The organism is Pseudomonas sp. S1_G07 (genome assembly GCF_054668565.1).
In genome coordinates, this window is record NZ_CP162778.1 from 4,891,311 (window position 1) to 4,914,484 (window position 23,174).

At 63.4% G+C, this 23,174-nt stretch carries 20 protein-coding genes; 7 read left to right on the forward strand and 13 right to left on the reverse strand.

The window, feature by feature from the left end:
* Positions 1–33: 33 nt before the first annotated feature.
* Both arnT and AB4O05_RS22160 read left to right on the forward strand, forming a co-directional pair.
* Complete coding sequence (gene arnT / locus AB4O05_RS22155; protein WP_460135280.1) at positions 34–1,689, forward strand: lipid IV(A) 4-amino-4-deoxy-L-arabinosyltransferase; 1,656 nt, start codon at positions 34–36, stop codon at positions 1,687–1,689.
* A 2-nt stretch (positions 1,690–1,691) separates the two neighbouring features.
* Complete coding sequence (locus tag AB4O05_RS22160; RefSeq protein WP_460137521.1) at positions 1,692–3,236, forward strand: ArnT family glycosyltransferase; 1,545 nt, start codon at positions 1,692–1,694, stop codon at positions 3,234–3,236.
* A gap of 3 nt (positions 3,237–3,239) precedes the next feature.
* Here the strand turns inward: AB4O05_RS22160 and AB4O05_RS22165 are convergent, their stop codons facing one another.
* Entirely contained in the window at positions 3,240–4,124 is an 885-nt protein-coding gene (locus AB4O05_RS22165) for a LysR family transcriptional regulator (RefSeq protein ID WP_460135279.1), read from the reverse strand.
* Positions 4,124–5,044: a LysR family transcriptional regulator gene (locus tag AB4O05_RS22170; RefSeq protein ID WP_460135278.1), complete on the reverse strand. Its 921-nt coding sequence runs from the start codon at positions 5,042–5,044 to the stop codon at positions 4,124–4,126. Before AB4O05_RS22170 ends, AB4O05_RS22165 begins: the two co-directional genes overlap by 1 nt.
* Positions 5,045–5,332: 288 nt before the next feature.
* Between AB4O05_RS22170 and AB4O05_RS22175 the strand changes: the two genes are divergently transcribed.
* Positions 5,333–5,575: a hypothetical protein gene (locus tag AB4O05_RS22175; RefSeq protein ID WP_460135277.1), complete on the forward strand. Its 243-nt coding sequence runs from the start codon at positions 5,333–5,335 to the stop codon at positions 5,573–5,575.
* Positions 5,576–5,653: 78 nt separating this feature from the next.
* Here AB4O05_RS22175 and AB4O05_RS22180 read toward each other — a convergent pair whose 3' ends face one another.
* Genes AB4O05_RS22180 through gabT form a run of 3 tightly spaced genes read right to left on the reverse strand, consistent with a single transcriptional unit; the run spans position 5,654 to position 8,173 of the window.
* Positions 5,654–6,142 (reverse strand): Lrp/AsnC family transcriptional regulator, encoded by a 489-nt coding sequence (locus AB4O05_RS22180; protein WP_010449292.1) that lies wholly within the window; start codon positions 6,140–6,142, stop codon positions 5,654–5,656.
* Between the two features lie 45 nt (positions 6,143–6,187).
* The gene (locus AB4O05_RS22185; RefSeq protein ID WP_460135276.1) at positions 6,188–6,832 is read right to left on the reverse strand and encodes a 2-haloalkanoic acid dehalogenase; all 645 of its coding nucleotides are present in this window, start codon (positions 6,830–6,832) and stop codon (positions 6,188–6,190) included.
* A 48-nt stretch (positions 6,833–6,880) separates the two neighbouring features.
* The gene (gene gabT / locus AB4O05_RS22190; protein WP_460135275.1) at positions 6,881–8,173 is read right to left on the reverse strand and encodes a 4-aminobutyrate--2-oxoglutarate transaminase; all 1,293 of its coding nucleotides are present in this window, start codon (positions 8,171–8,173) and stop codon (positions 6,881–6,883) included.
* Between the two features lie 193 nt (positions 8,174–8,366).
* Here gabT and AB4O05_RS22195 point away from each other — a divergent pair, with 193 nt between their 5' ends.
* Positions 8,367–9,293 carry a 2-hydroxyacid dehydrogenase gene (locus tag AB4O05_RS22195; protein WP_460135274.1) on the forward strand — a complete coding sequence of 309 codons (927 nt, stop codon included), beginning with the start codon at positions 8,367–8,369 and terminating at the stop codon, positions 9,291–9,293.
* A gap of 64 nt (positions 9,294–9,357) precedes the next feature.
* On the opposite strand, the gene AB4O05_RS22200 is transcribed toward AB4O05_RS22195, so the two are convergent.
* The 8 genes from AB4O05_RS22200 to AB4O05_RS22235 all read right to left on the reverse strand — a co-directional run bounded on the left by AB4O05_RS22200 (position 9,358) and on the right by AB4O05_RS22235 (position 19,522).
* The gene (locus tag AB4O05_RS22200) at positions 9,358–10,818 is read right to left on the reverse strand and encodes an NAD-dependent succinate-semialdehyde dehydrogenase (protein WP_460135273.1); all 1,461 of its coding nucleotides are present in this window, start codon (positions 10,816–10,818) and stop codon (positions 9,358–9,360) included.
* A 117-nt stretch (positions 10,819–10,935) separates the two neighbouring features.
* Positions 10,936–12,093 (reverse strand): acetylornithine deacetylase, encoded by a 1,158-nt coding sequence (gene argE / locus AB4O05_RS22205; RefSeq protein ID WP_460137520.1) that lies wholly within the window; start codon positions 12,091–12,093, stop codon positions 10,936–10,938.
* A 14-nt stretch (positions 12,094–12,107) separates the two neighbouring features.
* Entirely contained in the window at positions 12,108–13,949 is a 1,842-nt protein-coding gene (locus AB4O05_RS22210) for an ABC transporter ATP-binding protein (RefSeq protein ID WP_460135272.1), read from the reverse strand.
* 1 nt (position 13,950) lies between these two features.
* Positions 13,951–14,826 (reverse strand): ABC transporter permease, encoded by an 876-nt coding sequence (locus AB4O05_RS22215; RefSeq protein ID WP_460135271.1) that lies wholly within the window; start codon positions 14,824–14,826, stop codon positions 13,951–13,953.
* Complete coding sequence (locus tag AB4O05_RS22220) at positions 14,823–15,779, reverse strand: ABC transporter permease (RefSeq protein ID WP_460135270.1); 957 nt, start codon at positions 15,777–15,779, stop codon at positions 14,823–14,825. Before AB4O05_RS22220 ends, AB4O05_RS22215 begins: the two co-directional genes overlap by 4 nt.
* A 19-nt stretch (positions 15,780–15,798) precedes the next feature.
* The gene (locus tag AB4O05_RS22225) at positions 15,799–17,436 is read right to left on the reverse strand and encodes an ABC transporter substrate-binding protein (protein ID WP_460135269.1); all 1,638 of its coding nucleotides are present in this window, start codon (positions 17,434–17,436) and stop codon (positions 15,799–15,801) included.
* 97 nt (positions 17,437–17,533) lie between these two features.
* The gene (locus tag AB4O05_RS22230) at positions 17,534–18,808 is read right to left on the reverse strand and encodes an NAD(P)/FAD-dependent oxidoreductase (protein ID WP_460135268.1); all 1,275 of its coding nucleotides are present in this window, start codon (positions 18,806–18,808) and stop codon (positions 17,534–17,536) included.
* A gap of 45 nt (positions 18,809–18,853) precedes the next feature.
* Positions 18,854–19,522 (reverse strand): haloacid dehalogenase type II, encoded by a 669-nt coding sequence (locus AB4O05_RS22235; RefSeq protein ID WP_460135267.1) that lies wholly within the window; start codon positions 19,520–19,522, stop codon positions 18,854–18,856.
* A 498-nt stretch (positions 19,523–20,020) separates the two neighbouring features.
* Between AB4O05_RS22235 and AB4O05_RS22240 the strand changes: the two genes are divergently transcribed.
* Genes AB4O05_RS22240 through AB4O05_RS22250 form a run of 3 tightly spaced genes read left to right on the forward strand, consistent with a single transcriptional unit; the run spans position 20,021 to position 23,132 of the window.
* Positions 20,021–20,872 carry a GNAT family N-acetyltransferase gene (locus AB4O05_RS22240; protein WP_460135266.1) on the forward strand — a complete coding sequence of 284 codons (852 nt, stop codon included), beginning with the start codon at positions 20,021–20,023 and terminating at the stop codon, positions 20,870–20,872.
* 21 nt (positions 20,873–20,893) lie between these two features.
* Positions 20,894–21,607 carry a cupin domain-containing protein gene (locus tag AB4O05_RS22245; RefSeq protein WP_460135265.1) on the forward strand — a complete coding sequence of 238 codons (714 nt, stop codon included), beginning with the start codon at positions 20,894–20,896 and terminating at the stop codon, positions 21,605–21,607.
* Positions 21,608–21,659: 52 nt separating this feature from the next.
* The gene (locus AB4O05_RS22250) at positions 21,660–23,132 is read left to right on the forward strand and encodes an aldehyde dehydrogenase family protein (protein ID WP_460135264.1); all 1,473 of its coding nucleotides are present in this window, start codon (positions 21,660–21,662) and stop codon (positions 23,130–23,132) included.
* The last annotated feature ends 42 nt before the right edge of the window (positions 23,133–23,174 follow it).

Below are 23,174 nucleotides of genomic sequence, written 5' to 3' on the forward strand. Positions count from 1 at the left end.
CGCCAGGTATAAACGTCAAGGAGCGGCGTGTTCATGACCCGTCTGAAACCCCTGCCGATATTATTGCTGGCCATCGCCGCGTTTTATCTATTGCCCCTGGGCCTGCACGGTTTATGGATACCGGATGAAACGCGCTACGCCCAGGCCGGCCAGGAGATGCTCCTGAGTGGTAACTGGGTGGCGCCGCATTACATGGGCATCCGTTATTTCGAAAAACCTGCCGCCGGTTATTGGCTGATCGCCCTCGGCCAGGCCGTATTTGGCCAGAACCTGTTCGGGGTGCGCTTCGCTTCGGCACTGACCACAGCCTTGAGCGTACTGCTGGCCTACCTGATCGCCCGTCGCCTGTGGAATGACCCACGCAAAAGCTTCGCCTGCGCCCTGCTCTACCTGAGTTTTGGCCTGGTGGCCGGGCAAGCCGGGTATGCCAACCTTGACCCGCAATTCACCCTGTGGGTCAACCTCAGCTTCGTCGCACTGTGGTTTGCCCTCGACAGCGCCACCCTGCGCAGCCGTCTGTGCGCCTGGGCCGTGCTCGGATTTGCCTGCGCCATGGGTTTTATGACCAAGGGTTTCCTGGCCTGGACCCTGCCGGTGCTGATCGCCGTGCCCTACATGCTCTGGCAACGGCGCCTCGGCGAACTGCTGCTCTGCGGCCCGCTGGCGGTGGCGGTGGCCGTGCTGGTGTGCCTGCCGTGGGTGTGGGCCATCCACCTGCGGGAACCTGATTTCTGGCGTTTCTTTTTCTGGAATGAACACATTCGCCGCTTCAGCGCCGACGATGCGCAACACGTGCGGGCATGGTGGTTTTTCCTGCCGATCATGGTCGTCGCCTGCCTGCCCTGGGCCGGCCTGCTGCCCAACACCCTGCACCAGGCCTGGAAAGAAAAACACCGGCCAGCGATCACCTTCCTCGCCCTGTGGTTGCTGCTGCCGTTGGCGCTCTTCAGCCTGAGCAAAGGCAAGCTGCCAACCTACATCATGCCGTGCCTGCTCCCCCTCGCCTTGCTGATGGGGCATACCGTGAGCGACCTGCTCAAGCACGGCAAAAAGCGCGCCCTGTGCCTCAATGGCCTGCTCAACTTCGTGATCGGCCTGGCGACCATGATCGGCCTGATCTACCTGCAGATCGCCAGGCCGCTGTATGGCAACAGCCACGCCGAGATGTTCAGCCTGTCGCTGGCTTTTATCGTGCTGCTGGGCTGGATCCTCACCAACCTGCTGCAAGCCTTTCGCCCGCTGACACTGTGGGCCATGCCGGCCTTGGGCATCGGCTTGCTGGTAGTGCTGTTGCCGGCGAGCATGCCGGCGCAGATAGCCGATAACCAAATGCCCGACCAATTTGTGCTGGAGCACTTGGACGAGTTGCAGCAAACCCACGCCCTGCTCAGCAATGAACTGGAAAGTGCCAGTGCCCTGGCCTGGCGCCTGCAACGCCCGGAGGTGGCGCTGTATCACACCGAGGGCGAACTGCGCTACGGCCTGCAATACGCAGGCTCGGTGCAGCGCAAGGTGGCGCTGGAACAGGTTCAGGACTGGCTCAAGGAGGCACGCCAACACGGTTCGGTGGGGGTACTGATGCGCGTCCAAAGCACCAGCGAAATGCGCGAAGCCGTGCAGCTTCCGCCGGGAGGCAAGCGCTATCACAAAGGCTTTCTTGAACTGATCATATACCCGAGGTTGCCATGATACTGCGCTGGTGCAAGACCGAACGCGGCGCCCTGCTGCTGTTGCTGGGCGTCTCGGCCCTGTTGCTGCTTGCCGGCCTGGGCGCGCGCGACCTGTGGGGCCCGGAAACCCGTTGGGCCAATATCGCCTTGCAGATGCTGCAAAGCGGTGACTATTTCGACCCCTACCTCAAGGGCGCGCCGTACTATGACAAACCCCTGCCCTCCTACTGGTTGATCACCGGCGTGGCGCACCTGATGGGTGGCCTGGGCCCATGGTCGTTGCGCCTGCCGTCGGTGATCGGCGCCTGGTTGAGCGTGTGGCTGGTGTACCTGATCGGCGAACGCCTGTTCCGCAAGGGCACCGGGCTGATCGCCGGCTGGATGCTCGCGACGACGTTCTACTTTGTATTCTGGGGCCGCGTGGCCACGGCGGATATCCTCACCGTGTGCGGCGTGCTGGCGGCGGTCGCGTGGTATTGGCGCGCCCCCGAGGACACGCGGCTGTGGCGCTATGCGGTGTTCTTTCTGTTGCTGGCCCTGACGTCGCTGCTCAAGGGCCTGATCGGCTTCGTGCTGCCCGGCCTGGTGCTGCTGCCCCACCTGCTCAGCGAGCAGCGTTACAAGCGCCACCTCAACCCGCGCCTGTTGCTGGCGCTGCTGATGGCTGCGGCGGTGTACGCGGTGCCGTTTGTGTTGTCCCACCGGTACGGCGCACCGACCTTTGGCGACAGCGGCCTGGCGTTGGTGTTCCGCGAAAATGTGGTGCGTTTCTTCAACCCCTTCGACCACATGGGGCCGATCTACACCTACCTGATCTACTTGCCCGCCTACACCCTGCCCTGGGCGCCGTGCTGGCTGCTCGGCCTGTGGCTGGCGCTGCGGCACTGGCGCCAGACCCCGCCCAACGTGCGCTGGCTGGTGTGGGGGCTGGGCCTGCTATTCATGTTCTTTACCGCCAGTGGCAGCCGCCGCAGCTACTACGTACTGCCGCTGGTGCCCTTCGCCCAGTTGCTGGCGGCGTGGTGGCTGAGCGAACGGCTGGCGACAAAACCAGCCAGCTGGCCGCGCTGGCAAAAGGGCTTTGCCGGCGCCGCCGTGCTGTTGCTGCTGATCGTCGGCGTGGCGTATCCCTGGTCCACCGGCAACGGCGGCGTGACTCGTTTCGCCCAGGATGTACAGGCCCAGGCGCTGCAAAGCGCGCCCTGGAACCAATGGAAACTGGTGCTGGTGGAGGTCGACAATAAACTGCCCATGTACTTGCAAAAAGGCCAGGAAAACACCGGCACACCGTTCTACTACGTCAGCGAAACCCAGGACTTCCCCCGCCAGGGCGACAGCGCCGCGTTCATGGCCTGGCTGGACAAAACCCGTGGCGAGCACTTCGATCCACGGCGCACGATTATCATCACGCAGTTTTCCAAGCACGATCCAACCCCCTTGGCCTACCTGGGCGTGGATCATCAGGTGATCACCACCCAGCCGGACAATGGCGAACGGCTGTTCAAGCCGCGTCAGGGAGGCAGCGTGGCGTACATACCCACGACGGCGGCGCCCGGCATCCGGTAAGGGTTACGCCAGCTGAAATGCCGGGTGTTCACGCAACGCTTTGACGCAATGATCGACAAAACCGCGCACCCGCATCGGCGCATTGCGGCCCTCGCGATACACCACATGCACCGGCAACGGCGGCCCCTCGTGGTGCGGCAACAGCCGGCGCAATTGGCCGCTGAGCAAATGCTCGTGCACCGGGTAGCTCAGGCAGCGCACCATCCCCGCGCCCTGCACGGCGGCGTTGATCGCGCCTTGCAGGGTGGAGCACCGCAGCCGCGCGCGGGCCTTGAGCGGGTAGCCTGGAAAATCCCAATGCAGCGGATCGGCGCTGGCGATCAGGTGATGCTGCCTGAGGTCGTCGGGGTGGCGGGGTTCGCCATGGGCGCGCAGGTAATCGGGGCTCGCACAGAGCACCTGGCGCACGTGCCCCACCGGGCGCGCGATCAATGACGAGTTGGGCAACTCGCCCACCAGGATCGCTACGTCCAACCCCTCTTCATGCAGGTTCGGGTAGTAGTCGTGATAATGCGTCAGCAGGCGTACGTCAGGGTAACGGTCCATGTAGCCGGCCAATACCGGCGCCATTACATAGCGGCTGAGCAGCAACGGCAGGAACACACGCAGATTGCCCTGGGCATGCACGTGCGAGCCCTTGGCCGAGGCTTCGGCGGCGTCCACGGCGGCCAGCAGGCGCACACAGTCGGCCAGGTAGGCGCTGCCGGCGTCGGTCAGGCGCACACCGCGTGTACTGCGCTGCAGCAATGCCACGCGCAGGCGTGCTTCCAGGCGGGCCACCGCCCGCACCAGGGTCGGCCCGGACACCTGCGCACTGCGCGCCGCCGCCGCCAGGCTCGGTTGTGTGGCGAGGGTCGCAAACAGCTGCATATCGCGATAACGCTCCATCAGCCGCGTCGCTTCAGGGCCGGGTTGAGGGCAGCATCCTGGCCCAGGCGCTGGCTCAAAAATTCGACAAACGTACTGACCTTGGCCGGCACGCGACCGTTGCTGTGAAACACCACGTGGATAGGCAGCGGTGCCGGTTCGAAGGCTTCAAGCACGATCTCCAGTTCACCGGCCGCCACCGCCGCCGCGACCTGGTAAGACAACACCCGCGTTACGCCCCAGCCCAGGCGCGCGACGTTGATCGCGGCGTTGTTCGCCGAGACCACCAGGCGCGGCTCGATGGGCACCGTCAGCACCTGGCCGTCCTCGACGAACGCCCACTCGCTCAAGAGTTGGCTGGCCGACGACGTGGCGATCCTGGCCTCACGCAACTGCTCTGGATGCTCGGGCCGGCCATGCCGGTCGAGATAATCGGGCGAAGCGCACACCACGCGGCTCACCTCCCCCACCTTGATCGCCTGCTGCCCCGGCTCGTGCAGATGGCCAATGCGCACGGCCACATCCACGCCCTCATCCAGCATGTTGACCACACGATCGACCATCAATGCATTGATATTCACCTGGGGGAAACGGTCCAGGTAATCCCCCAGCAACGGCGCCACATACAGCTCGCCGAACAGCACCGGGGCGGTCACCGTGAGGAGGCCGCAAGGCATGGAATAACTGCCTGCCGCCGCTTCCTCGGCCTCGTCCAGCTCGGCGAGGATACGACGGCAATCTTCCAGGTAACGCTGGCCGGCTTCGGTCAGGTGCAGGCTGCGGGTGGTGCGCGCCAGCAGTTGGGTGCCGATGCGTTGCTCCATGGCGGCGATGGCTCGCGTCACACTGGGCGGCGAGGTGTTCAAGCGGCGCGCGGCGGCGGCAAAGCCCTCCTCCTCGGCCACCGCCAGGAACACCTGCATTTCATGGAATCGGTCCATCGTCAGGCCTTTCATCAGTTGGGCAGGTATGTTCCACCGTCGCACTGACCGATGGAATCGCCAGAATTTACAATCCAGTATTTCACCCGATGAAACAATCACCCAGCGCTTCTTGCGCCCGTTGCGCGCCATGGCGTGGCAGGCGCTTCGGCACCTCATGTAGAAAATTCAAACTATCGCCACCGGTATGGTTCAGAACCTGAGGTTCAACGCGAAAGGAGGCGACATGCATTACCGACACCTGGGTCATCCGGGATCGCCGTGTCCCCACACGCACGGAGAAAACACTTGATCGCACAAATCATGATCGCCGCCCTGGGCGTCGTCGCCATCTGGTTCAGCCAGAGCAAACGCCTGAAGGTGCGCCGCTACGCCTGCCTGTTCGGCATGGCGGGCCAGCCGTTCTGGTTCTGGTCGTCGATCAATGCCGAGCAATGGGGCATCGTGCTGTTGAGCTGTTTCTACACGGTGGCGTGGGCCAAGGGCATCAAGACCCACTGGATTGATCGCCAGCCCGATCCGGCCGCCTGATTCTGGCGCTGATCGGCTGCGCACGATGGGTATCGGCAACTCAAGCAGCAGGCATTGCACTTGCCGGAGTGATGCCCCTCAGTGCCGCAGCAACTTGCGCAACGGCACCCCATCCTTGAGGACCGGCGATTTGATCACGATGTAGCTGAAGTACTTGGAAATGCCGATGTTCTTGTCCAGCAGGCTTTCGACCACTTCCTGGTAGTGCTGGATGCTGCGAGTCATGAAGCGCACCAGGTAATCGTAGCCACCGCTGATCAGGTGGCATTCGAGCACTTCGTCCACCAGACGGATATTGGATTCGAACTTGGCGAAGTCTTCGCGCTTGTGGTCGCTGAGGGTGATTTCGGTGAACACCGTCACCGAATCGGTGATCTTGGCCAGGTTCAAGTGTGCCTTGTAGCTGGAAATGTACCCCGCCGACTCGAGCCGCTTGACCCGTTGCAGGCACGGGCTGGCCGATAAACCCACGGCATCGGCGAGGCTGACATTGGTCATGCGGCCGTCTTTTTGCAACTCGACCAAAATGCTGATGTCGATCCGGTCCAGCTTCACTTGCCCTTCCATCGCGTACCTCTCGACTGCCGTTTGTAAGACAATCTTCTAGCAAAATCAGCGCCGTAAAGACAGCTGATGTTGAGCCACCAGGTCCGCCATGCTGTTGATGCAGTAATGCGCGGCACAGGGAGACGCCTGCCGTACGCGGTGACGGCCGATCAAACAGCGGTCCAGCGCGCCGTATGCGCCGACCGATGGCCCGGTCACATGCAACATCGGTTGCCCGTCGGTCACGTGATCCTTGAGCGATTGCGGGTCTTCGGCCAGGGAAATGAAGTCTTCTGGTGCAATGCCCAGGCGTTCGCATAACGCCGAGCGGTCCTCGGCGTCGCGGTCGCCGCGCACCAGCAAGCGGTAGAACTTGCGCAGGTACAACATCGCCCCCGGCGCATCTTCGAACAGTGCCCAGCTGGCGGCCGAACGCGCAAAGCTCATGCCCTCCTCCCAACTGGGGCGTAGCCCCCAGCGCTCGGCGAGTTGACGATGGGCGAAACACAGCATGCCACTGAAGCCCAGCTCGGCGAAGCGCGGATAAAGCGTTGCGACCACCGTGTCGAACTCGGCCAGCACCTGTGCCCTGGACGGCTGCCCGCCACGGTTATCGAGCAGCGGCTGCAACGCGGCCCACACACCGGCCTCCCGATCCACCAGCACTTCATCGCAATCGATCAATAACGCTCGATAATCTGTCAGTCCCATGTGGGGTCAAGCCTCCAAGGCTGCATTAGGCCCATAGCGGGCACCGGCTCAGTTCAAGACCCGTGCCAAGGCACCGTCGAGAATCTTCAGCGCTTCATCGACCTGGGCCTGCGTGGTCACCAACGGCGCGAGGAAGCGCAGCACATTGCGATGCACGCCGCACTTGATCACCAGCAAGCCGCCGGCGCGCACCTCGTCGATGATCCGTTGATTGAGGTCGGCGTCCGGCGTGCGGTCTGTGTCGTCCTTGATCAGTTCGATCGCCAGCATGAAGCCGGTGCCACGCACATCGCCGATGCGCGGGTAGCGTGCCTGCAGATCGAGCAAGCCCTGACGCAGGCGCTGACCCAGCAGTTGGCTGCGCTCGAGCAGCTGTTCTTGCTCGAATGCGCTAATCACCGCCAGCGCCGCCGCACAGGCCAGCGCGTTGCCGCCGTAGGTGCCACCCAGGCCGCCGGGCAATGGCGCATCCATGATGTGCGCTTTGCCAACCACGCCGGACAGCGGCAAGCCGCCGGCCAGGCTTTTGGCGACGGTGACCAGGTCGGGCTGGATGCCGGCATGCTGGAAACCGAACCAGGCGCCGGTGCGACCAAAGCCGGTCTGGATTTCATCCAGGATCAGCACAATCCCGTGCTTGTCGGCCAAGGCGCGCAACGCCTGAAGAAACTCAGGGGGCGCCGTGAGGAAACCACCGTCGCCCTGCACCGGCTCGATGATGATCGCCGCCACCCGCTCCGGTGCCACCTGGGTTGCAAGCAACTCGTCCAGCGCCTTGAGAGCCACCTCGCTGGTAACCCCGCGATAGGCGTTGGGGTAAGGCGTGTGGAACACCTCCGGCGCGAACGGCCCGAAGTTCTGCTTGTAGGGTTGGCTCATGCCTGTGAGCGTGGTGCCCAACAAGGTGCGGCCATGGAAGCCGCCCCGAAAGGCGATCACCGCCGAACGATTGGTGTGGGCGCGGGCGATCTTCACCGCGTTTTCCACCGCCTCGGCGCCCGAGGTAAAAAACGCCGCTTTATACGCCTCCTGCCCGCCGATCATTTCGCACAGGCGCTGGGCCAGGTCGAGATAGGGCCGGTAGGCCACCACCTGGAAGCACGCATGGGACACTTTCTGCAGTTGAGCTTGTACCGCTGCAACGACCTTGGGGTGGTTGTGGCCGATGTTCAATACACCGATCCCTCCCACGAAGTCCAAGTAGCGCTTGCCATCCACATCCCACAACTCGGCGCCCTGGGCGCGGTCGATCACCAGTGGGTGCGCGGTCACCAGACCACGGGGCACGAACTGTTCGCGCTGACGGAGCAAATGAGGGGTTTCTTCGACTTGGCTATTCATGGCATTTCTCACCGTGAGTACGGCAACCGAAAGCGGGTTGCGATGCTGTCCAGATTACGGCCTGCAGGCAACGAACTACGCCGAACTTGGCCCGTGAGAACTGCGGATCAACTGTTTTGGCCCCGTCTTTCGACAGATCCTGCGCCGCATTTGAAGGATGATGATCGCTACCTTCATCCAGCAGGAAATGTTCATGGCCTTGCTTTATAAAAGTGACCCGGTACGCGGCCAACACTGGAAGACCCTGTTTGCCCAACACGCACCCGACATCGAATGGCGCGCCTGGCCCGACATCGGCAACCCGCAAGACATCGAGTACCTGGCCGCCTGGCAGGCGCCCGACGACCTCATGCAGGTGCTGCCCAACCTGAAAGTGCTGTTTGCCTTGTCGGCCGGTGTCGACCAATTGGACCTTTCCAACTTGCCACCGCAGTTACCGGTGGTGCGCCTGCTCGACCCGGGTATTACCCGAGGCATGTGCGAATACGCCAGTTGGGCGGTGCTCAGCCTGCACCGCGACATGCTGCGCTACCGTCAGCAGCAAATCACTCGTTGCTGGCAGGCCCACTTGTTGCAGCCGGCAGCGGACCGGCGCGTGGGGGTGATGGGGCTGGGCACCCAGGCACAGCAGATCCTGGCGACGCTGGCGCCGATGGGCTTTGCCTTGTCGGGCTGGGCACGCAGCCCCCATCGGCTAACGGGGGTGGACTGCTATGCCGGGGAGGCGCAACTGCCAGCATTTCTCGGCCAGTGCGACATTCTGCTGTGCGTGCTGCCCTTGACCGAGCAGACCCAGGGCATTCTCAACCGGCGGCTGTTTGCACAACTGCCAAAGGGCGCGGCACTGATCAACATGGGCCGTGGCGGCCACCTGGTGGAAGAGGATCTGTTGGAGGCACTCGGCAGCGGGCAATTGAGTGGCGCGGTGCTGGATGTGCTGCAAGAGGAGCCGGCCCCCACAGATCATCCGTTCTGGGACCACCCGCAGATAGTGCTGACGCCGCATATCGCCGCGATGACCCAACCGGCTAGTGCGTTCGGGGTGTTGCTGGAGAATATTCGGCGGCATCAACGCGGCGAGCACATGGTGGGAGAGGTGGATCGCCACAAGGGCTATTGAAGTCGGCTTTGCTGCAGGAACGGGCTTGCCTGCGATACCCATGGATATCACAGGCAAGTCCCCATCAGTTCAACCCGCCAATGTGAAAAGCTTTGACTTCAAGGTACTCATCCAGCCCGTACTTGCTGCCCTCGCGGCCCAGGCCCGACTGCTTGACACCGCCAAACGGCGCGACCTCCATGGAGATGATGCCGGTGTTGAGCCCGACCATGCCGAATTCCAGAGCCTCGCCGAAGCGCCAGGAGCGCTGCAGGTTCTGGGTGAAATAGTAGGCTCCCAGGCCGTAGGGCGTGGCGTTGGCCAAGGCCAGTGCCTCGGCCTCATCGGTAAAGCGCATCAGCGGCGCTACCGGGCCGAAGGTTTCTTCGTTGGCCAGCAACATCTCGGCATGACAGTCACCGAGCACAGTGGGCACCACGAATGGGCTGTCGCCCTTGGGGAGCGTGCCGCACAGCAGCGTCGCGCCCTGGCTCAGGGCATCGTCGATATGCCGCGCGACTTTGTTCACGGCGCCAGGATTGATCAATGGACCGATGCTCACACCGTCGTCCAGGCCATTGCCGACCTTGAGCTTGCCCACTTCCTCCACCAGGCGCGCGGCAAAACGCTGGTAGATACCGGCCTGCACCAGGATGCGATTGGCGCACACACAGGTTTGCCCGGCGTTACGGAATTTGCTGATCATCACCCCGGCCACGGCCTGCTCCAGATCGGCATCGTCGAACACCACAAACGGCGCATTACCACCCAGTTCGAGGCTCAGGCGCTTGATGTGCTCGGCACTTTGGCGCATCAGCAGGCGGCCGACGGCGGTGGAGCCGGTAAAGGAAATCTTGCGTACCGTCGGGTTGCCGGTCAGCTCCTGGCCGATGCCGGCGGGCATGCCGGTGATCACATTGAACACCCCGGCAGGGATGCCGACACGCTCGGCCAGCACCGCCAGGGCCAGGGCCGACAGCGGTGTGAGGTCCGACGGTTTGACGATGATCGGGCACCCGGCGGCCAAGGCCGGCGCGCATTTGCGCGTGATCATTGCGTTGGGGAAATTCCACGGGGTGATGGCGGCGCACACGCCCACCGGCTGCTTGAGCGTGAGCAGGCGGCGATCACCACCGGGCGCCGGCATGGTGTCGCCGTAGACCCGGCGCGCTTCCTCGGCGAACCATTTGACGAAGCCGGCGCCGTAGCGCACTTCGCCCTTGGCTTCGTTGAGTGGCTTGCCTTGCTCGCAGGTCATGATCAGCGCCAGGTCGTCGAGGTTGTCGAGCATGGCCTGGTACCAGCGCTCCAGCAGCGCCGCGCGCTCCGCTGCCGGGCGCGCACGCCAGGCCGGCCAGGCGCGTTCGGCCGCTTCGATGGCGCGGCGGGTGTCCATGGCATCCATGGCCGGCACGCGGGCGAGCAGCTGGCCGGTGGCGGGGTCATGGATATCGAGGGTAGCGCCGCTGTCAGCGGCGATCCACTGGCCATCCACATAGGCGAGTTCAGCCAACAGGCTGGGGTCTTGCAAGCGATGATTGAGCATGGTCGAGTCCTGATCCGAGACACGCTCCAGTCTATGCAGGTGCCACGGACGAGGATGCCGAAAGCACGGTTACAGCAGTGTGCCGTGCTGAAATTGGCCCCAGGACGGCAGGCTCTGCTAGGCCGTCAGCGAACCCAGCAAGCCTTGCAGAAAGTGCGCGCCGGCTTCCATCTGGCTGATCTCGATGAACTCATCGGGCTTGTGCGCCTGTTCGATGGAGCCGGGCCCGCACACCACCACCGGCACGTCCAGCCGCTGCTTGAACAGGCCGCCTTCGGTGCCGAACGAGACCTTGGAAGTGCCGGTGCCGGGCGCGGCAAACTGCTTGAGAAAACGCACCGCCTCGACACTGGGGTGCGTGTCCAGGCCCGGGTAGACGTTAAGGGTTTCGATCTCGATGGCCGCCACGCTGGACAGCTTCTGCGCCTCACGCACGATGACTTCGGCACGCTCGCGCATCTGCTCGAGAAACGCATCCAGATCATCCGCCGGCAGGTTGCGTACCTCGAAATCCAGGGTGCACAGGTTGGGCACGATATTCAGCGCCTTGCCGCCGACAATCTGCCCTACGTGCACGGTGCTGTAAGGCACGTCGTAATCGTTGTCCTGGGCGCCGTGGCGTTGCAACTGCTGCTGGCTGTCGCGCAGCGCGGCGATAAAGTCGCAGGCCACATGAATGGCGTTGACCGAACGCGGCGCCAGCGAGGAATGCGCTTCCAGGCCACGGCAGTAAGTGCGGTAGGAGCCCTTGCCCTTATGGCCCAGCACGAACTGCATGTTGGTCGGCTCACCGATCAGGCACAGAAACGGGCGTACCGGCGCCAGGTGCAGCACATCGAGCAGGCGCCGCACGCCCACGCAGCCGATCTCCTCGTCATGGGACAGGGCCAGTTGCAGTGGGCGCGTCAGGGTACAGCCGGCTGCGTCGAGCAGGGTGTCAATGGCCAGGGCGATAAAGCCCTTCATGTCGCAACTGCCACGCCCGTAGATACGCCCGTTGTGCACGGTGGCGGCGAAGGCGGGAAAGGTCCACGCCTGCCCCGCCGCCGGGACCACATCGGTGTGCCCGGACAACAGCACGCCCGGCCGATCCTTGGGGCCGGTGCTGGCGAACAGGTTGGCCTTCTTGCCGCTTTCGTCCTTGACGATCAGCGACTCGATGCCGTGGCTTTGCAGCAGGTCGCGCACGTACTCGATCAAGGCCATGTTCGAAACCGAGGACACCGTGTCGAAGGCCATCAACGTTTGCAGGATTTGAAGTACACGCGGTTTCATCAAGCTTGGCGATGTCATGCGTACGCTCCCACGCCCACGCGCGCCAGGCCACGCTGGGTTTGCAACAGGTGCTCGCCTTCGTGATGGCAAAGCATTTCACTGCCATTGACCAGGGTACGGCGACTCGGCGCGGTGCGGTTGCACAGCCCGTCGACCCGCATCGGGCAGCGATTGAGAAAGGTGCACAGCTGCAGCACGTTGGCCCGTTCGCCAATCGCCGGCAGTGCCTCACTCGTGGTGCCGCAGCTTTCCAGCCAGCCTTGGCGCAACTCAGGCACCGAGTGGATCAACAGGTCGGTGTACGGATGAAATGGCGGTTCGGCAAACGACTCGCGGCTGCCGGCCTGCACTTTGTGGCCGCTGTACATCACCACAATGTCATCGCACAGCGCGCGCACGGTGGAGATGTCGTGGCTGATAAACAGATAGGACACCCCCAGCTGCTGGCGCAGGTCGCGCAGCAGTTCGAGGATCGCCGCGCCGACCACGGTGTCGAGGGCCGAGGTGACTTCATCGCAAAGGATCAGGTCGGGTTTGGCGGCCAGCGCGCGGGCCAGGTTGACCCGTTGTTTTTGCCCACCGGACAAGGCGCCGGGACGACGTTCGGCCATGTCCCGTGGCAGGCGCACCAGGTCCAGCAGTTCGCCGACCCGTGCCTGTAGCGCCGCGCCCTTGAGGCCGAAATACATCTTCAGCGGGCGACCGAGAATGGTCGCCACGCTGTGCATCGGGTTCAGCGCGGTGTCGGCATTCTGGAACACCATCTGGATACGCCGAAATTGCTCCGGGGTGCGCTCGGACAGGCTCGCACCTAAAGGTTGCCCGTCGAACGCCAGGCGGCCCAGGGCCGGCGGCAGCAAGCCGGCGACCACCCGGGCCAGGGTGGATTTGCCCGAGCCGGACTCGCCGATCACACCGATGGCCTGGCCTCGGCGTACGGTGAGATCAATGTCTTCCAGCACCCGGATCGACGGCATGCCCTGGGGGGTTCTGTTGCCGTAGCCGGCGGTGAGTCCGCTGATGGTCAGCAGCGGTACATCCGCAGCGATGCCGCAAGGCGGACGGATGCTGCTGTCGGGGCGCGCAGCCGCCAACAGGCTGCGGGTGTAGGTGTGGGACGGGGCTTTGAGCAACGGTGTGGTCGCGCTCTTTTCGAGAATTTGCCCGCCATTGAGCACCACGATCTGGTCGGCCATCTGCGCCACCACCGCGAGGTCGTGGGACACATACACCGCCGTGGCGCCGCGCTCGCGCACCACGCGTTTGAACGCGCGCAGCACGTCGATCTGAGTGGTCACGTCCAGCGCCGTGGTCGGCTCGTCGAGCACCACCAGCAACGGGTCGCTGATCAGCGCCATCGCCGCCATTACCCGTTGCAACTGCCCACCGGAGACCTGGTGCGGGTAGCGCTGGCCGATGCGTTCGGGGTCTGGCAGGGCCAGGTCACGGAACAATTCGACAGCTTTGGCCTCAAGTTCGGCACGCGAACCCAGGCCATGGATCAACGCACCTTCGACCACCTGGTCGATGAGTTTTTTCGCCGGGTTGAACGCAGCGGCCGCGCTTTGCGCGATATACGAGACGCGGTTTCCGCGCAGGCTCTGCAGGTGTTTTTCGCTGAGGGCGAGCATGTCATGCTCACCCACCCGCACCACCCCGCCGGCCAACCGACAGCCGCTGCGGGCATAACCCAACAAGGCCAGGGCGATGGTGGTCTTGCCCGAGCCAGACTCACCGATCAGCGCCAGGACCTCGCCCTTCTCCAGGGCAAAACTCACGCCCTTGACGATCTCTACCTCGCCGCGCTCGCCACAGGCGACCACGCGCAGGTCTTCGACGCGAATCAATTCGCTCATGTCAATGGCCTCCCGTTTGTCGACTACGTCGCGATGACAAATAGTCGATCAGCAGATTCACGCCGACCGTCAATGTGCCGATGGCCAGCGCCGGGATGATGATCGCCAGCGCGCCCTGGCTCAGGCCACCGATGTTTTCACGCACCAGCGAGCCCAGGTCGGCGTCAGGCGGTTGCACGCCAAGACCGAGAAAACTCATGCCGGCGAGCAGCAGTACGATGTAGCCGAAACGCAGGCCCAGGTCGGTCAATACCGGGTTGAGCATATTCGGCAGGATCTCCCTGCACGCCACGTACAAGCGGCTCTCACCACGGGTGCGAGCGACTTGTACGTACTCCAGGGTTTCGATGTTCACCGCCATGCTGCGGGCGACGCGGAACGAGCCGGGGATATAACTGATCACGGCGGTGCAGATCAGCAACGTGACGGAGGAGCCAAATGCAGAGACCATGATCAACGCGAGCATTTTGCTTGGAATGGAAATGAACGCGTCCATGATGCGGCTGATGATTTCGTCCAGCCATTTGGGCGAAACCACCGACAACAACGCACACCCGGTGCCCAGGGTGCTGGCCAGGACTGCGGCCACCAGCGCCAGCCCGACGGTAAAGCGCGCGCCCACCAGCACGCGGCTGAGCATGTCGCGGCCCAGGTAGTCGGTGCCGAACGGATACGCGAGGCTGAAGCCTTCGAAGACGTTATCGGACACCACTTCTCCCACCGGGTGTGGCGCCAGCCAGGGGCCGAACAGCGCGATCAGCAACCAGGCCACGCACACGGCCGCACCCACCAGCCCCAGCCACGGCGGGCTACTGGAGACTTTGGCCAGCGCCAGGGCGGAGGACGCAGGCTTGGATTTCGCAATGAGCGTATTCATTGGTTTCTCAGCCTCGGATTGGAGAGGATTGCGCACAGGTCGGCGAGCAGCACCAGACCCAGGTAGGCGGCACAGAACAACATGGTGCAGGCCTGCACCAGCGCCATGTCACGGTTGGTCACGGCATCGACCATCAAGCTGGCAATGCCGGGGTAGTTGAAGATGGTTTCGACGATCACCACCCCGCCCAGCAGGTACGACAGACTCAGGGCGATGGCATTGGCAATCGGCCCGATGGCATTGGGCAACGCATGGCGCAGTACGATGCGTATCGGGCCGACGCCCTTGAGGCGCGCCATTTCCACATAGGGGCTGTCCAATTGGTCGATCACTGCGGCGCGGGTCATGCGCGCCATTTGCGCGACGATCACACAGCACAGGGTCATCACCGGCAAGGCGTAGGTGCGCATGAATTGCCAGGGCGAGGTGATCTCGCTGGCGTAGGACAATGACGACAACCAGCCCAGGTTGACCGCAAAAATCAGCACCGCCAGGGTCGCCACCAGGAACTCCGGCACGGCGACCATGGCCAGGGTGACAAAGCTGAGGAAACTGTCGATGCGCCCGCCCCGGCCCATCGCCGAGCCGATGCCCAGCACCAGCGCCACCGGCACCGAGACCAGCGCCGTGGTTCCCGCCAGCATCAGCGTGTTGGGCACCCGCCCCGCCATCAGTTCACTGACCGACGTCGAGGTGGACACCGACATGCCCATGTCTCCGCTGAGCAGGTTCATCAACCAGTGCAGGTAACGCAGCACACCCGGCTGGTCGAGCCCCAGCTTCAGGCGCAACGCCGCTACCTGTTCGGGGGTGGCGAACTGGCCAAGGGCTTGTTGCGCCGCATCCCCCGGTAGTACCGCGGTGATCGCGAACACCACCATGGACACGATCAACAAGGTCACGGCCCCGGCACCCAGGCGCCGGCCAATCAACCACAGCGTAGTGCTATTCATTGCCCTGCCCTCACTGAGTTCAAGCGTCCAGCCACACTTGCTCGGCGAACATATAACCCATGAAACCGCCCAACGGGTTGGTGGCATAGCCCTTCAGACGCTGGTCGACGCCATCGATGTTGCTGATGAACACCGGAATGCCGATGCCGCAATGGTCATGCACCAGGGTCTGCATATCGGCGTACATTTTGCCGCGCTTGGCGTCGTCGGTTTCGGCGCGTGCCAGCAGCAGCAATTGGTCGAACTGCTCGTTCTGCCAGCCGGACTCGTTCCACGGCGCCTTGGACTGGAAGAATTGCGAGAACATCACGTCGGCATTCGGCCGTGGATTTATATTGCCGAAACTCAATGGGTGCTTCATCCAGTGGTTGGACCAATAGCCATCAGTGGGCAGGCGGTTGACGTCAAGCTTGAGGCCGGCCTGCTTCGCCGACTGCTGCAGCAGCACGGCGATGTCCACCGAGGAGGTGGCGGCAGGCGATGCCGCTATCGGCATAGTGATACTTTCCATGCCGGCTTTCTTCAGCAGAAACCTGGCTTTCTCCGGGTCGTACGCAGTCTGCGGCAGGTCAGCGTTGTAGTAGCGTGAGCCGGGCGCAATCGGATGATCGTTGCCGACCACGGCAAACCCACGGAACACCGCGGACTTGACCTGCTCGCGGTCCAGCAGGCACTTCATGGCCTGGGTGAATTCAGGGCTTTTGCCCGGCAACTGATCCTGGCGGATGATCAGATTGGTGTAGTTGCCCGAAGGCGAATCGACGTATCGATGGCCGGTACTGGCCTTGATACGGGTAGTGGAACGTGGGTCAACCTGATTGATCACGTGTACGTCGCCCGACAATAGCGCGTTGACCCGTGACGGTTCATCGCTGATGGCGATGACTTCGATCTCGTCCAGGTACGGCAGGCCCGGTTTCCAGTAATCAGGGTTGCGCACGGCAATCGAGCGCACGCCAGGTTTGAATTCCTTGACCTTGAACGGCCCGGTGCCGATGCCCTGACTGAAGTCGGTGGTCCCTTCGGGCACGATCAACAAGTGCGACACGGCAAGGATCGAGGGCAGCTCGGCGTTCGGCGCGATGAGGCGAATCTGCACTTCGTTCGGCCCGCTGGCCTTGATCTCCTCGAACTGCGCCACCAATGCCATGACTTTGGAGCCGGTCACCGGATCTTTATGACGGTTCAGGGAGAACACCACGTCGGCGGCGGTGAGCGGCTTGCCGTTATGGAAGGTCACGCCTTTGCGCAGGGTGATGGTCCACAACGTGGCGTCGGTATTGTCGATACGTTCAGCCAGTTCCAGTTGCGGCGTCATGTGCACGTCGAAGCGGGTCAGGCCGTTGTAGAACATGTACTGGCGCACATAATCGGTGGACAGGCCGCCCTTGGCCGGGTCCAGGGTGTCAGCGGTGGAGCTGGCCACACTGGCCACCCGAATTTTGCCGCCCGGCTTGCCCTTGCCCGCCGTCGGCGCTTCATCAGCGAACAGTTGGCCGGCAGCACCGAACAAGCTGCCGGCGCCGGCGGCGGCCACACCGGCCAGCCCGAGCATTTGCAGGGCATTGCGCCGCGACATGCCGCGATTGAGCTGTTCGAAGACCCGCAGGCTTTCTTCGCCGGAGATAAAGTCGGGAGTATTTTTATTGTCTGTCATGGCAAGGCTACCTGTCGATAATCGGAAGATTCGAGTGCTCACGGATGTCCGGAGCGTCCTGGGAACACAAACGACGTTGACGCAACGACGGTGAAACTCAGTGCAAATAATCCTGGAAGCGGTACCAGGCGCCCACGAACGGCAGGAACCAGGGTTTACCGAAATGCCCGGGAATCGCCGACCACTGGAGCTCGCGCCAGGGGTTGGCTGCGGTGTTGCCGGCCATCACGTCAGCCATGACCTGGCCCATGTGCACCGACATCTGCACGCCATGGCCGCTGTAGCCCATGGAGTGAAAAACACCGCCATGCTGGCCGGCCCGCGGCAGGCGATCGGAGGTCATGTCCACCAACCCACCCCAGCAATAGTCGATCTTCACCCCGGCCAATTGCGGGAAGATATTCAGCATCGCTGCCTGCAGCACCTTGCCGCTCTTGGCATCGGACACGCTGTCGGACATGGCGAACCGCGCACGTCCGCCGAACAGCAGGCGGTTGTCCGGGGTCAGGCGAAAGTAATTGCCGATCATGCGGCTGGTGACATAGGAGCGCTGGCGCGGCCACAGTTGCTCGATCAGCGCCTGGGGCAGCACTTCGGTGACGATGACAAAACTGCCCACCGGCACGATCCGTCGACGGTACCAGCCGAGGCCACCGTGCTGGCTGGCACCGCTGGCCAGCAAGACCTGGCCGGCATGCAACGAACCCTTGGCGGTGTTGACCTGATACCCGCCGGCCTGGGCCTTCCAATGGTTGACCAGGGTATGTTCGTGAATCATCGCGCCGCGCCGCGCCGCCGCCTCGGCCAAGCCGACACCGAAACGGCCGATGTGCATCTGCACGCCGTTGCGCTGCAGCAAGGCGCCATGAAACTGCGCCGAATTGACTTCGGCGCGGGTCTGCGCGGCATCGAGCAACTCGACATCGGCATCGACCTCCCGGCGAATCAGCTCGCAGGTACGCGCCAGGCCTTCGTAGTGCATCGGTTTAGCGGCCAGCTTGAGCTTGCCGTTGCGTACCATGTCACAGGCGATTCGTTCCTGCTCCACCAGCGACACCACCGTCTGCACCGCGCTTTCGTAGGCCTGGTAATACGCCCGCGCCCTGTCGGCCCCGAGGCTGGCGTGCAGCCCGGCATAATCCTGGGCCACTCCGGTGTTGCATTGCCCACCGTTGCGCCCCGAGGCCTCGCCGACTACTCGCCCGGCGTCCAGCACCACCACGCTGGCGCCGCGCAAGGCCAGCGCCCTTGCCGCCGAGAGGCCGGTGAACCCACCGCCGACCACCGCCACGTCGACCTGCCTGGGCAAGTCACCCAACTGCGCGCCGGCAAATGCCGGTGCGGTGTCGAGCCAATACGATTCACTGCCCATGTCGAGTCCGCTCCTGTTCAACCGAGAATGCCGACCTTATTGACCTTATAAACCGACCAGCGCCGGCAACCCACCGATATCGGCGATCTGCTGGTAGCCAAAGGCGGCGTTGGCCGGCACTTCGTGACCGCGAGCGACAAATGCCTTGTGCTTGATCTTCATGTCATGGGCCGACATCAGGTCGTAACGAAAGCTGGAAGACACATGCAGGACGTCTTCAGGGCCGCACCCCAGGTTGTCGAGCATGTACTCGAATGCCGCCAGGCGCGGTTTATAGGCCTGGGCCTGCTGGGCGGTGAACACCTTGTAAAACGGCGCGCCAAGCTTGTCGACGTTGGACATGATCTGGCTATCCATGGCGTTGGAGAAGATCACCAGGGGAATCTTGTCGGCAATTTTCGCCAGGCCGGCCGGCACGTCCGCATGCGGGCCCCAGGTCGGCACGGCGTCGTAATACAGTTGGCCTTCCTCGCGATAGTCGATGCCCCAACGCTTGCAGGTACGGGCCAGGGCAGTCTTGAGAATTTCATCGTAGGGCCGCCAGTCACCCATGACCTGGTCGAGGCGATAGGCCGAGAAGTCTTTGACGAACTGGTCCATCTGCGCCGGCTGGATACGATCGGCGAACAGCTCGCGAGTCATGCTGCCCATTTGGAAATTGGTCAGCGTACCGTAGCAGTCGAACGTGATGAATTTGGGACGAAGAAAGCTCATTGAGTGCGGTCCTGAAGTCAGTTGAGTGTAACCAGCGTTCGCTGCCCTGGCGGCGCGAACACCTCGTTGCAGCACAGCCTCATTACAACACTGTGAAATCAGCAGATGGCGTCAAAAACACCGTCTGCTCAATACAAACCACCGTTTTTACGGCCGGCGCCAGCAGAGTTTGCGGCGCGCTCCAGGCTTGGGCGGCCCCTGTATTTATGCGCTTTTATGGGCCTTGCGGGCCAGGAAGGCTCAAGCACAGGGCTGTGCAGCGGCAGAAAGTGTCGTGGGCCAGCGCAATCGAGCGCACTCCCTGCGGCAGTGGCTTTCTGCAAATAAACCCATGAGGCATTTGCTGCTGACCATCGGCCGAAATTAAGTAGTAACTATGGTCCGATTACCCCACCGCACCACGAATCTACCGAATATGGCGCGCCCTCTTGCCAGCCCTTTAATCAGGTGGGATACAGGCATCCCTATGACGCACACAATGCTCAATGGAGGCTTGCCATGTCTGCCCTGCCACACCCCACTTATGTTTACCGGCCCATGACCGTGGCCGATCTGCCGGCCGCCCATGCGTTGTCGGTGCAACTGAAATGGCCGCATCGCCTGGAAGACTGGGCGATGCTGCAACGGGTCAGCGCCGGCTTCGTCGCGCTCGATGGCGAGCGCTTGATCGGCACCGCTTTCGCCTGCCCCCAGGGCGATTACGCCACCATCGGCCTGGTGATCGTCAGCGATGACTACCAGGGCCAGGGCATTGGCCGACGCTTAATGGAAAAAGCCCTGGACGCTTGCCAAGGGCGCACGCCAATCCTCAATGCCACCCTTGCCGGTACGCCGCTGTATACCAGCCAGGGGTTTGTCGAGTTCGGGCGGGTGCAGCAGCATCAAGGCCAGGTGCGGGTGCCCGCCCAAGTAGCGTTGCCAAGCGGCGAAACCTGCCGTGTGCTGTCCACCGACGATCACCCCGCGCTGCTGGCCCTGGCCAATGCCGCCAGCGGCCTGGAACGCCGCGAAGTGCTGCGCGACTTGCAGACGGAGCACATCGTAGGGATCGAGCGCGACGGCCAGTTACGCGGCTTCGCCGTGCTACGCCCGTTTGGTCGCGGGCGCAGCATCAGCCCCGCCGTGGCGGAGAACCTCAACCAGGCCAAGCACATGCTCACCGAGCTGCTCGCGCGGGTGCCGGATGCCTTTGTACGCATCGATATCCCCGCCGATTGCGGCCTTGGCGACTGGCTCGAACAGGCCGGGCTCAAGCATGTTGATACCGTCGCGCAAATGGCCAAGGGCACCCCGCCTCGGGCCAGCGGCGACGTACACCCTTTCGCACTGATCACCCAAGCCATCGGCTGACGTTCATTCAGGAGCACTACCATGTCATCTCCCGGCATTCTGCTGCTGGCTCGCGCCGACGGCAGCCACGTCACCACCCCATTGCGCAACACGGCCCTGAGCGCGCTCGATCCATTTGGCGATACACGCCAAGTCGCCTGGCAGGGCGACGACGGTGTGTCTGCGGGCCTGGTCGGATTCAGCGGTGACACCTCGATCGACGCGTTCCCCTTCAGCGAAGCACTGGTGGTTCACGCCGGCCAGGTCGCTCTGCATACGGCAGGGCAAAGCCTGGAGCTGGGTGTCGGTGACAGTGCGGTGATCGGCCGTGGCACGCGGGTGCGCGTACAGGCCAGCGCCGGCAGCCAATGGGCGTTCTGCGCCGTCGACCTGCCCGATGCGCCGCTGCGCCCCGGCCTCACCTGGCTCGACCCGCGCGCACTGCTCAACCCCTCCGCCGCGCCGGACGCGCAAATCCTGATCGGCGCCGCCCCGCAGTGCCGCTCCAACAACCTGTTCGACGATGCCGACACGCAGTTGCGCGTCGGCATCTGGGATTCAACGCCCTATGCGCGCCATGGCCGCCCGCACAAATTGCATGAATTGATGTACCTGATCGAAGGCAGCATGACCTTGCAGGACGCCGAGGGCGTGGACGTAACGATCAACCCAGGTGACACCGTATTCGTCGCCAAAGGCGCACCTTGCGCCTGGAACAGCACGGTGTACGTGCGCAAGATGTACGCGGTGAAGTGAGCCTGGGCCGCGCGGTGCGCGGCCTCCGTCAATGTTCCAAGGAGCCAGTTGGATGACCACACAAGCGTCGCACAGCGACAGCATCGATGCGCACACCGCTCACTCTTTCTATATCAACGGCCGCTGGACGGCGCCCGCTGTCGCGGCCAGCCTGCCGGTGGTCAACCCGGCCAGCGAAGACATCGTGGCCCAGGTCGCATGCGGCTGCGCCGAGGATGTCGATCGCGCCGTCGCGGCGGCGCGGGCCGCGTTGCCCGCCTGGTCGGCATGCGCCCCAGCGGTGCGGGTGCAAATGCTGGACAGGATTTACACGCTGATCCTCGAGCGCAAGGAGCAGTTCGCCCAGACCCTCTGCCTGGAAATGGGCGCGGCGATCAATTTTGCGCGAACCCTGCAAGTACCGCTGGCCGCCGAACACGTCAGGGTTGCCCGGGATGTGCTGTCCAGTTATTGCTTTCAAACGGTTGAACGCGGCACCGCGATCGAGCGCGAACCCATCGGCGTGTGCGGGCTGATCACGCCGTGGAACTGGCCGCTTTATCAAATCACCGCCAAGGTCGCGCCAGCGATTGCCGCTGGCTGCACCGTGGTGCTCAAGCCCAGTGAATTGTCGCCCCTGAGTGCACTGCTGTTTGCCCAGTTGCTCCACGATGCCGGCTTGCCGCCGGGCGTGTTCAACCTGGTCAACGGCAGTGGCGCCGTGGTGGGGGCCGCGATGGCGGCGCATGCCGATATCGACATGATTTCCATCACCGGCTCCAACCGCGCCGGCGCGCTGGTCGCCCAGGCGGCCGCGCCGACGGTCAAACGTGTGACCCAGGAGCTGGGTGGCAAGTCGCCGAACGTGCTGTTGCCCGACGCGGACTTTGCCAAAGCGGTGCCGCTGGGCGTGATGTCGGCGTTGCGCAACGTCGGGCAATCCTGCAGCGCGCCGACCCGAATGATCGTGCCTCGGGACCGATTGGCCGAAGTCGAAGCGCTGGCAGCCGCCACCGCCAACGCGATCATCGTGGGCGACCCGCTGGACCCGGATACCGTGCTGGGCCCGATTGCCAATCAGGCACAGTTCGAGCGCGTTCAAGCCATGATCGAGGTCGGCCTGAACGAGGGCGCGAAACTGCTGTGCGGTGGGCCCGGTCGTGTGCCGGGCTTTGCAAAAGGCTTCTACGCCCGCCCGACCGTATTCTCCGAAGTGGCGTCTGGCATGCGCATCGCCCAGGAAGAAATTTTTGGCCCGGTGCTGTGCATCATCGCCTATGAAACCCTGGATGAAGCGGTCGCTATCGCCAACGATACGGTGTACGGGCTCGGCGCTCATGTGCAGGCACAGGACCTTGAGCTTGCCCGCGCCATAGCGTCGCGCATTCGCGCAGGCCAGGTGCACCTGAACTATCCGGCGTGGGACCCGCTGGCACCCTTCGGTGGTTATAAACGCTCGGGGAATGGCCGCGAGTATGGCGTGCAGGGGTTTGAAGAATACCTTGAAACCAAGGCAATCATTGGCTTTGGCCAACTTCAGGAGTAAGCACAACAAGGCCGTTGCGTATGGCACGCAACGGCCTTGGCT

Excerpts from the sequence above, each read along its gene's own strand:
- arnT (WP_460135280.1), top strand. The coding sequence starts at position 34 with ATGACCCGTCTGAAACCCCTGCCGATATTATTGCTGGCCATCGCCGCG.
- AB4O05_RS22165 (WP_460135279.1), bottom strand. The coding sequence starts at position 4,124 with ATGGAGCGTTATCGCGATATGCAGCTGTTTGCGACCCTCGCCACACAA.
- AB4O05_RS22170 (WP_460135278.1), bottom strand. The coding sequence starts at position 5,044 with ATGGACCGATTCCATGAAATGCAGGTGTTCCTGGCGGTGGCCGAGGAG.
- AB4O05_RS22180 (WP_010449292.1), bottom strand. The coding sequence starts at position 6,142 with ATGGAAGGGCAAGTGAAGCTGGACCGGATCGACATCAGCATTTTGGTC.
- AB4O05_RS22185 (WP_460135276.1), bottom strand. The coding sequence starts at position 6,832 with ATGGGACTGACAGATTATCGAGCGTTATTGATCGATTGCGATGAAGTG.
- gabT (WP_460135275.1), bottom strand. The coding sequence starts at position 8,173 with ATGAATAGCCAAGTCGAAGAAACCCCTCATTTGCTCCGTCAGCGCGAA.
- AB4O05_RS22195 (WP_460135274.1), top strand. The coding sequence starts at position 8,367 with ATGGCCTTGCTTTATAAAAGTGACCCGGTACGCGGCCAACACTGGAAG.
- AB4O05_RS22200 (WP_460135273.1), bottom strand. The coding sequence starts at position 10,818 with ATGCTCAATCATCGCTTGCAAGACCCCAGCCTGTTGGCTGAACTCGCC.
- argE (WP_460137520.1), bottom strand. The coding sequence starts at position 12,093 with ATGAAACCGCGTGTACTTCAAATCCTGCAAACGTTGATGGCCTTCGAC.
- AB4O05_RS22210 (WP_460135272.1), bottom strand. The coding sequence starts at position 13,949 with ATGAGCGAATTGATTCGCGTCGAAGACCTGCGCGTGGTCGCCTGTGGC.
- AB4O05_RS22215 (WP_460135271.1), bottom strand. The coding sequence starts at position 14,826 with ATGAATACGCTCATTGCGAAATCCAAGCCTGCGTCCTCCGCCCTGGCG.
- AB4O05_RS22220 (WP_460135270.1), bottom strand. The coding sequence starts at position 15,779 with ATGAATAGCACTACGCTGTGGTTGATTGGCCGGCGCCTGGGTGCCGGG.
- AB4O05_RS22225 (WP_460135269.1), bottom strand. The coding sequence starts at position 17,436 with ATGACAGACAATAAAAATACTCCCGACTTTATCTCCGGCGAAGAAAGC.
- AB4O05_RS22230 (WP_460135268.1), bottom strand. The coding sequence starts at position 18,808 with ATGGGCAGTGAATCGTATTGGCTCGACACCGCACCGGCATTTGCCGGC.
- AB4O05_RS22235 (WP_460135267.1), bottom strand. The coding sequence starts at position 19,522 with ATGAGCTTTCTTCGTCCCAAATTCATCACGTTCGACTGCTACGGTACG.
- AB4O05_RS22240 (WP_460135266.1), top strand. The coding sequence starts at position 20,021 with ATGTCTGCCCTGCCACACCCCACTTATGTTTACCGGCCCATGACCGTG.
- AB4O05_RS22245 (WP_460135265.1), top strand. The coding sequence starts at position 20,894 with ATGTCATCTCCCGGCATTCTGCTGCTGGCTCGCGCCGACGGCAGCCAC.
- AB4O05_RS22250 (WP_460135264.1), top strand. The coding sequence starts at position 21,660 with ATGACCACACAAGCGTCGCACAGCGACAGCATCGATGCGCACACCGCT.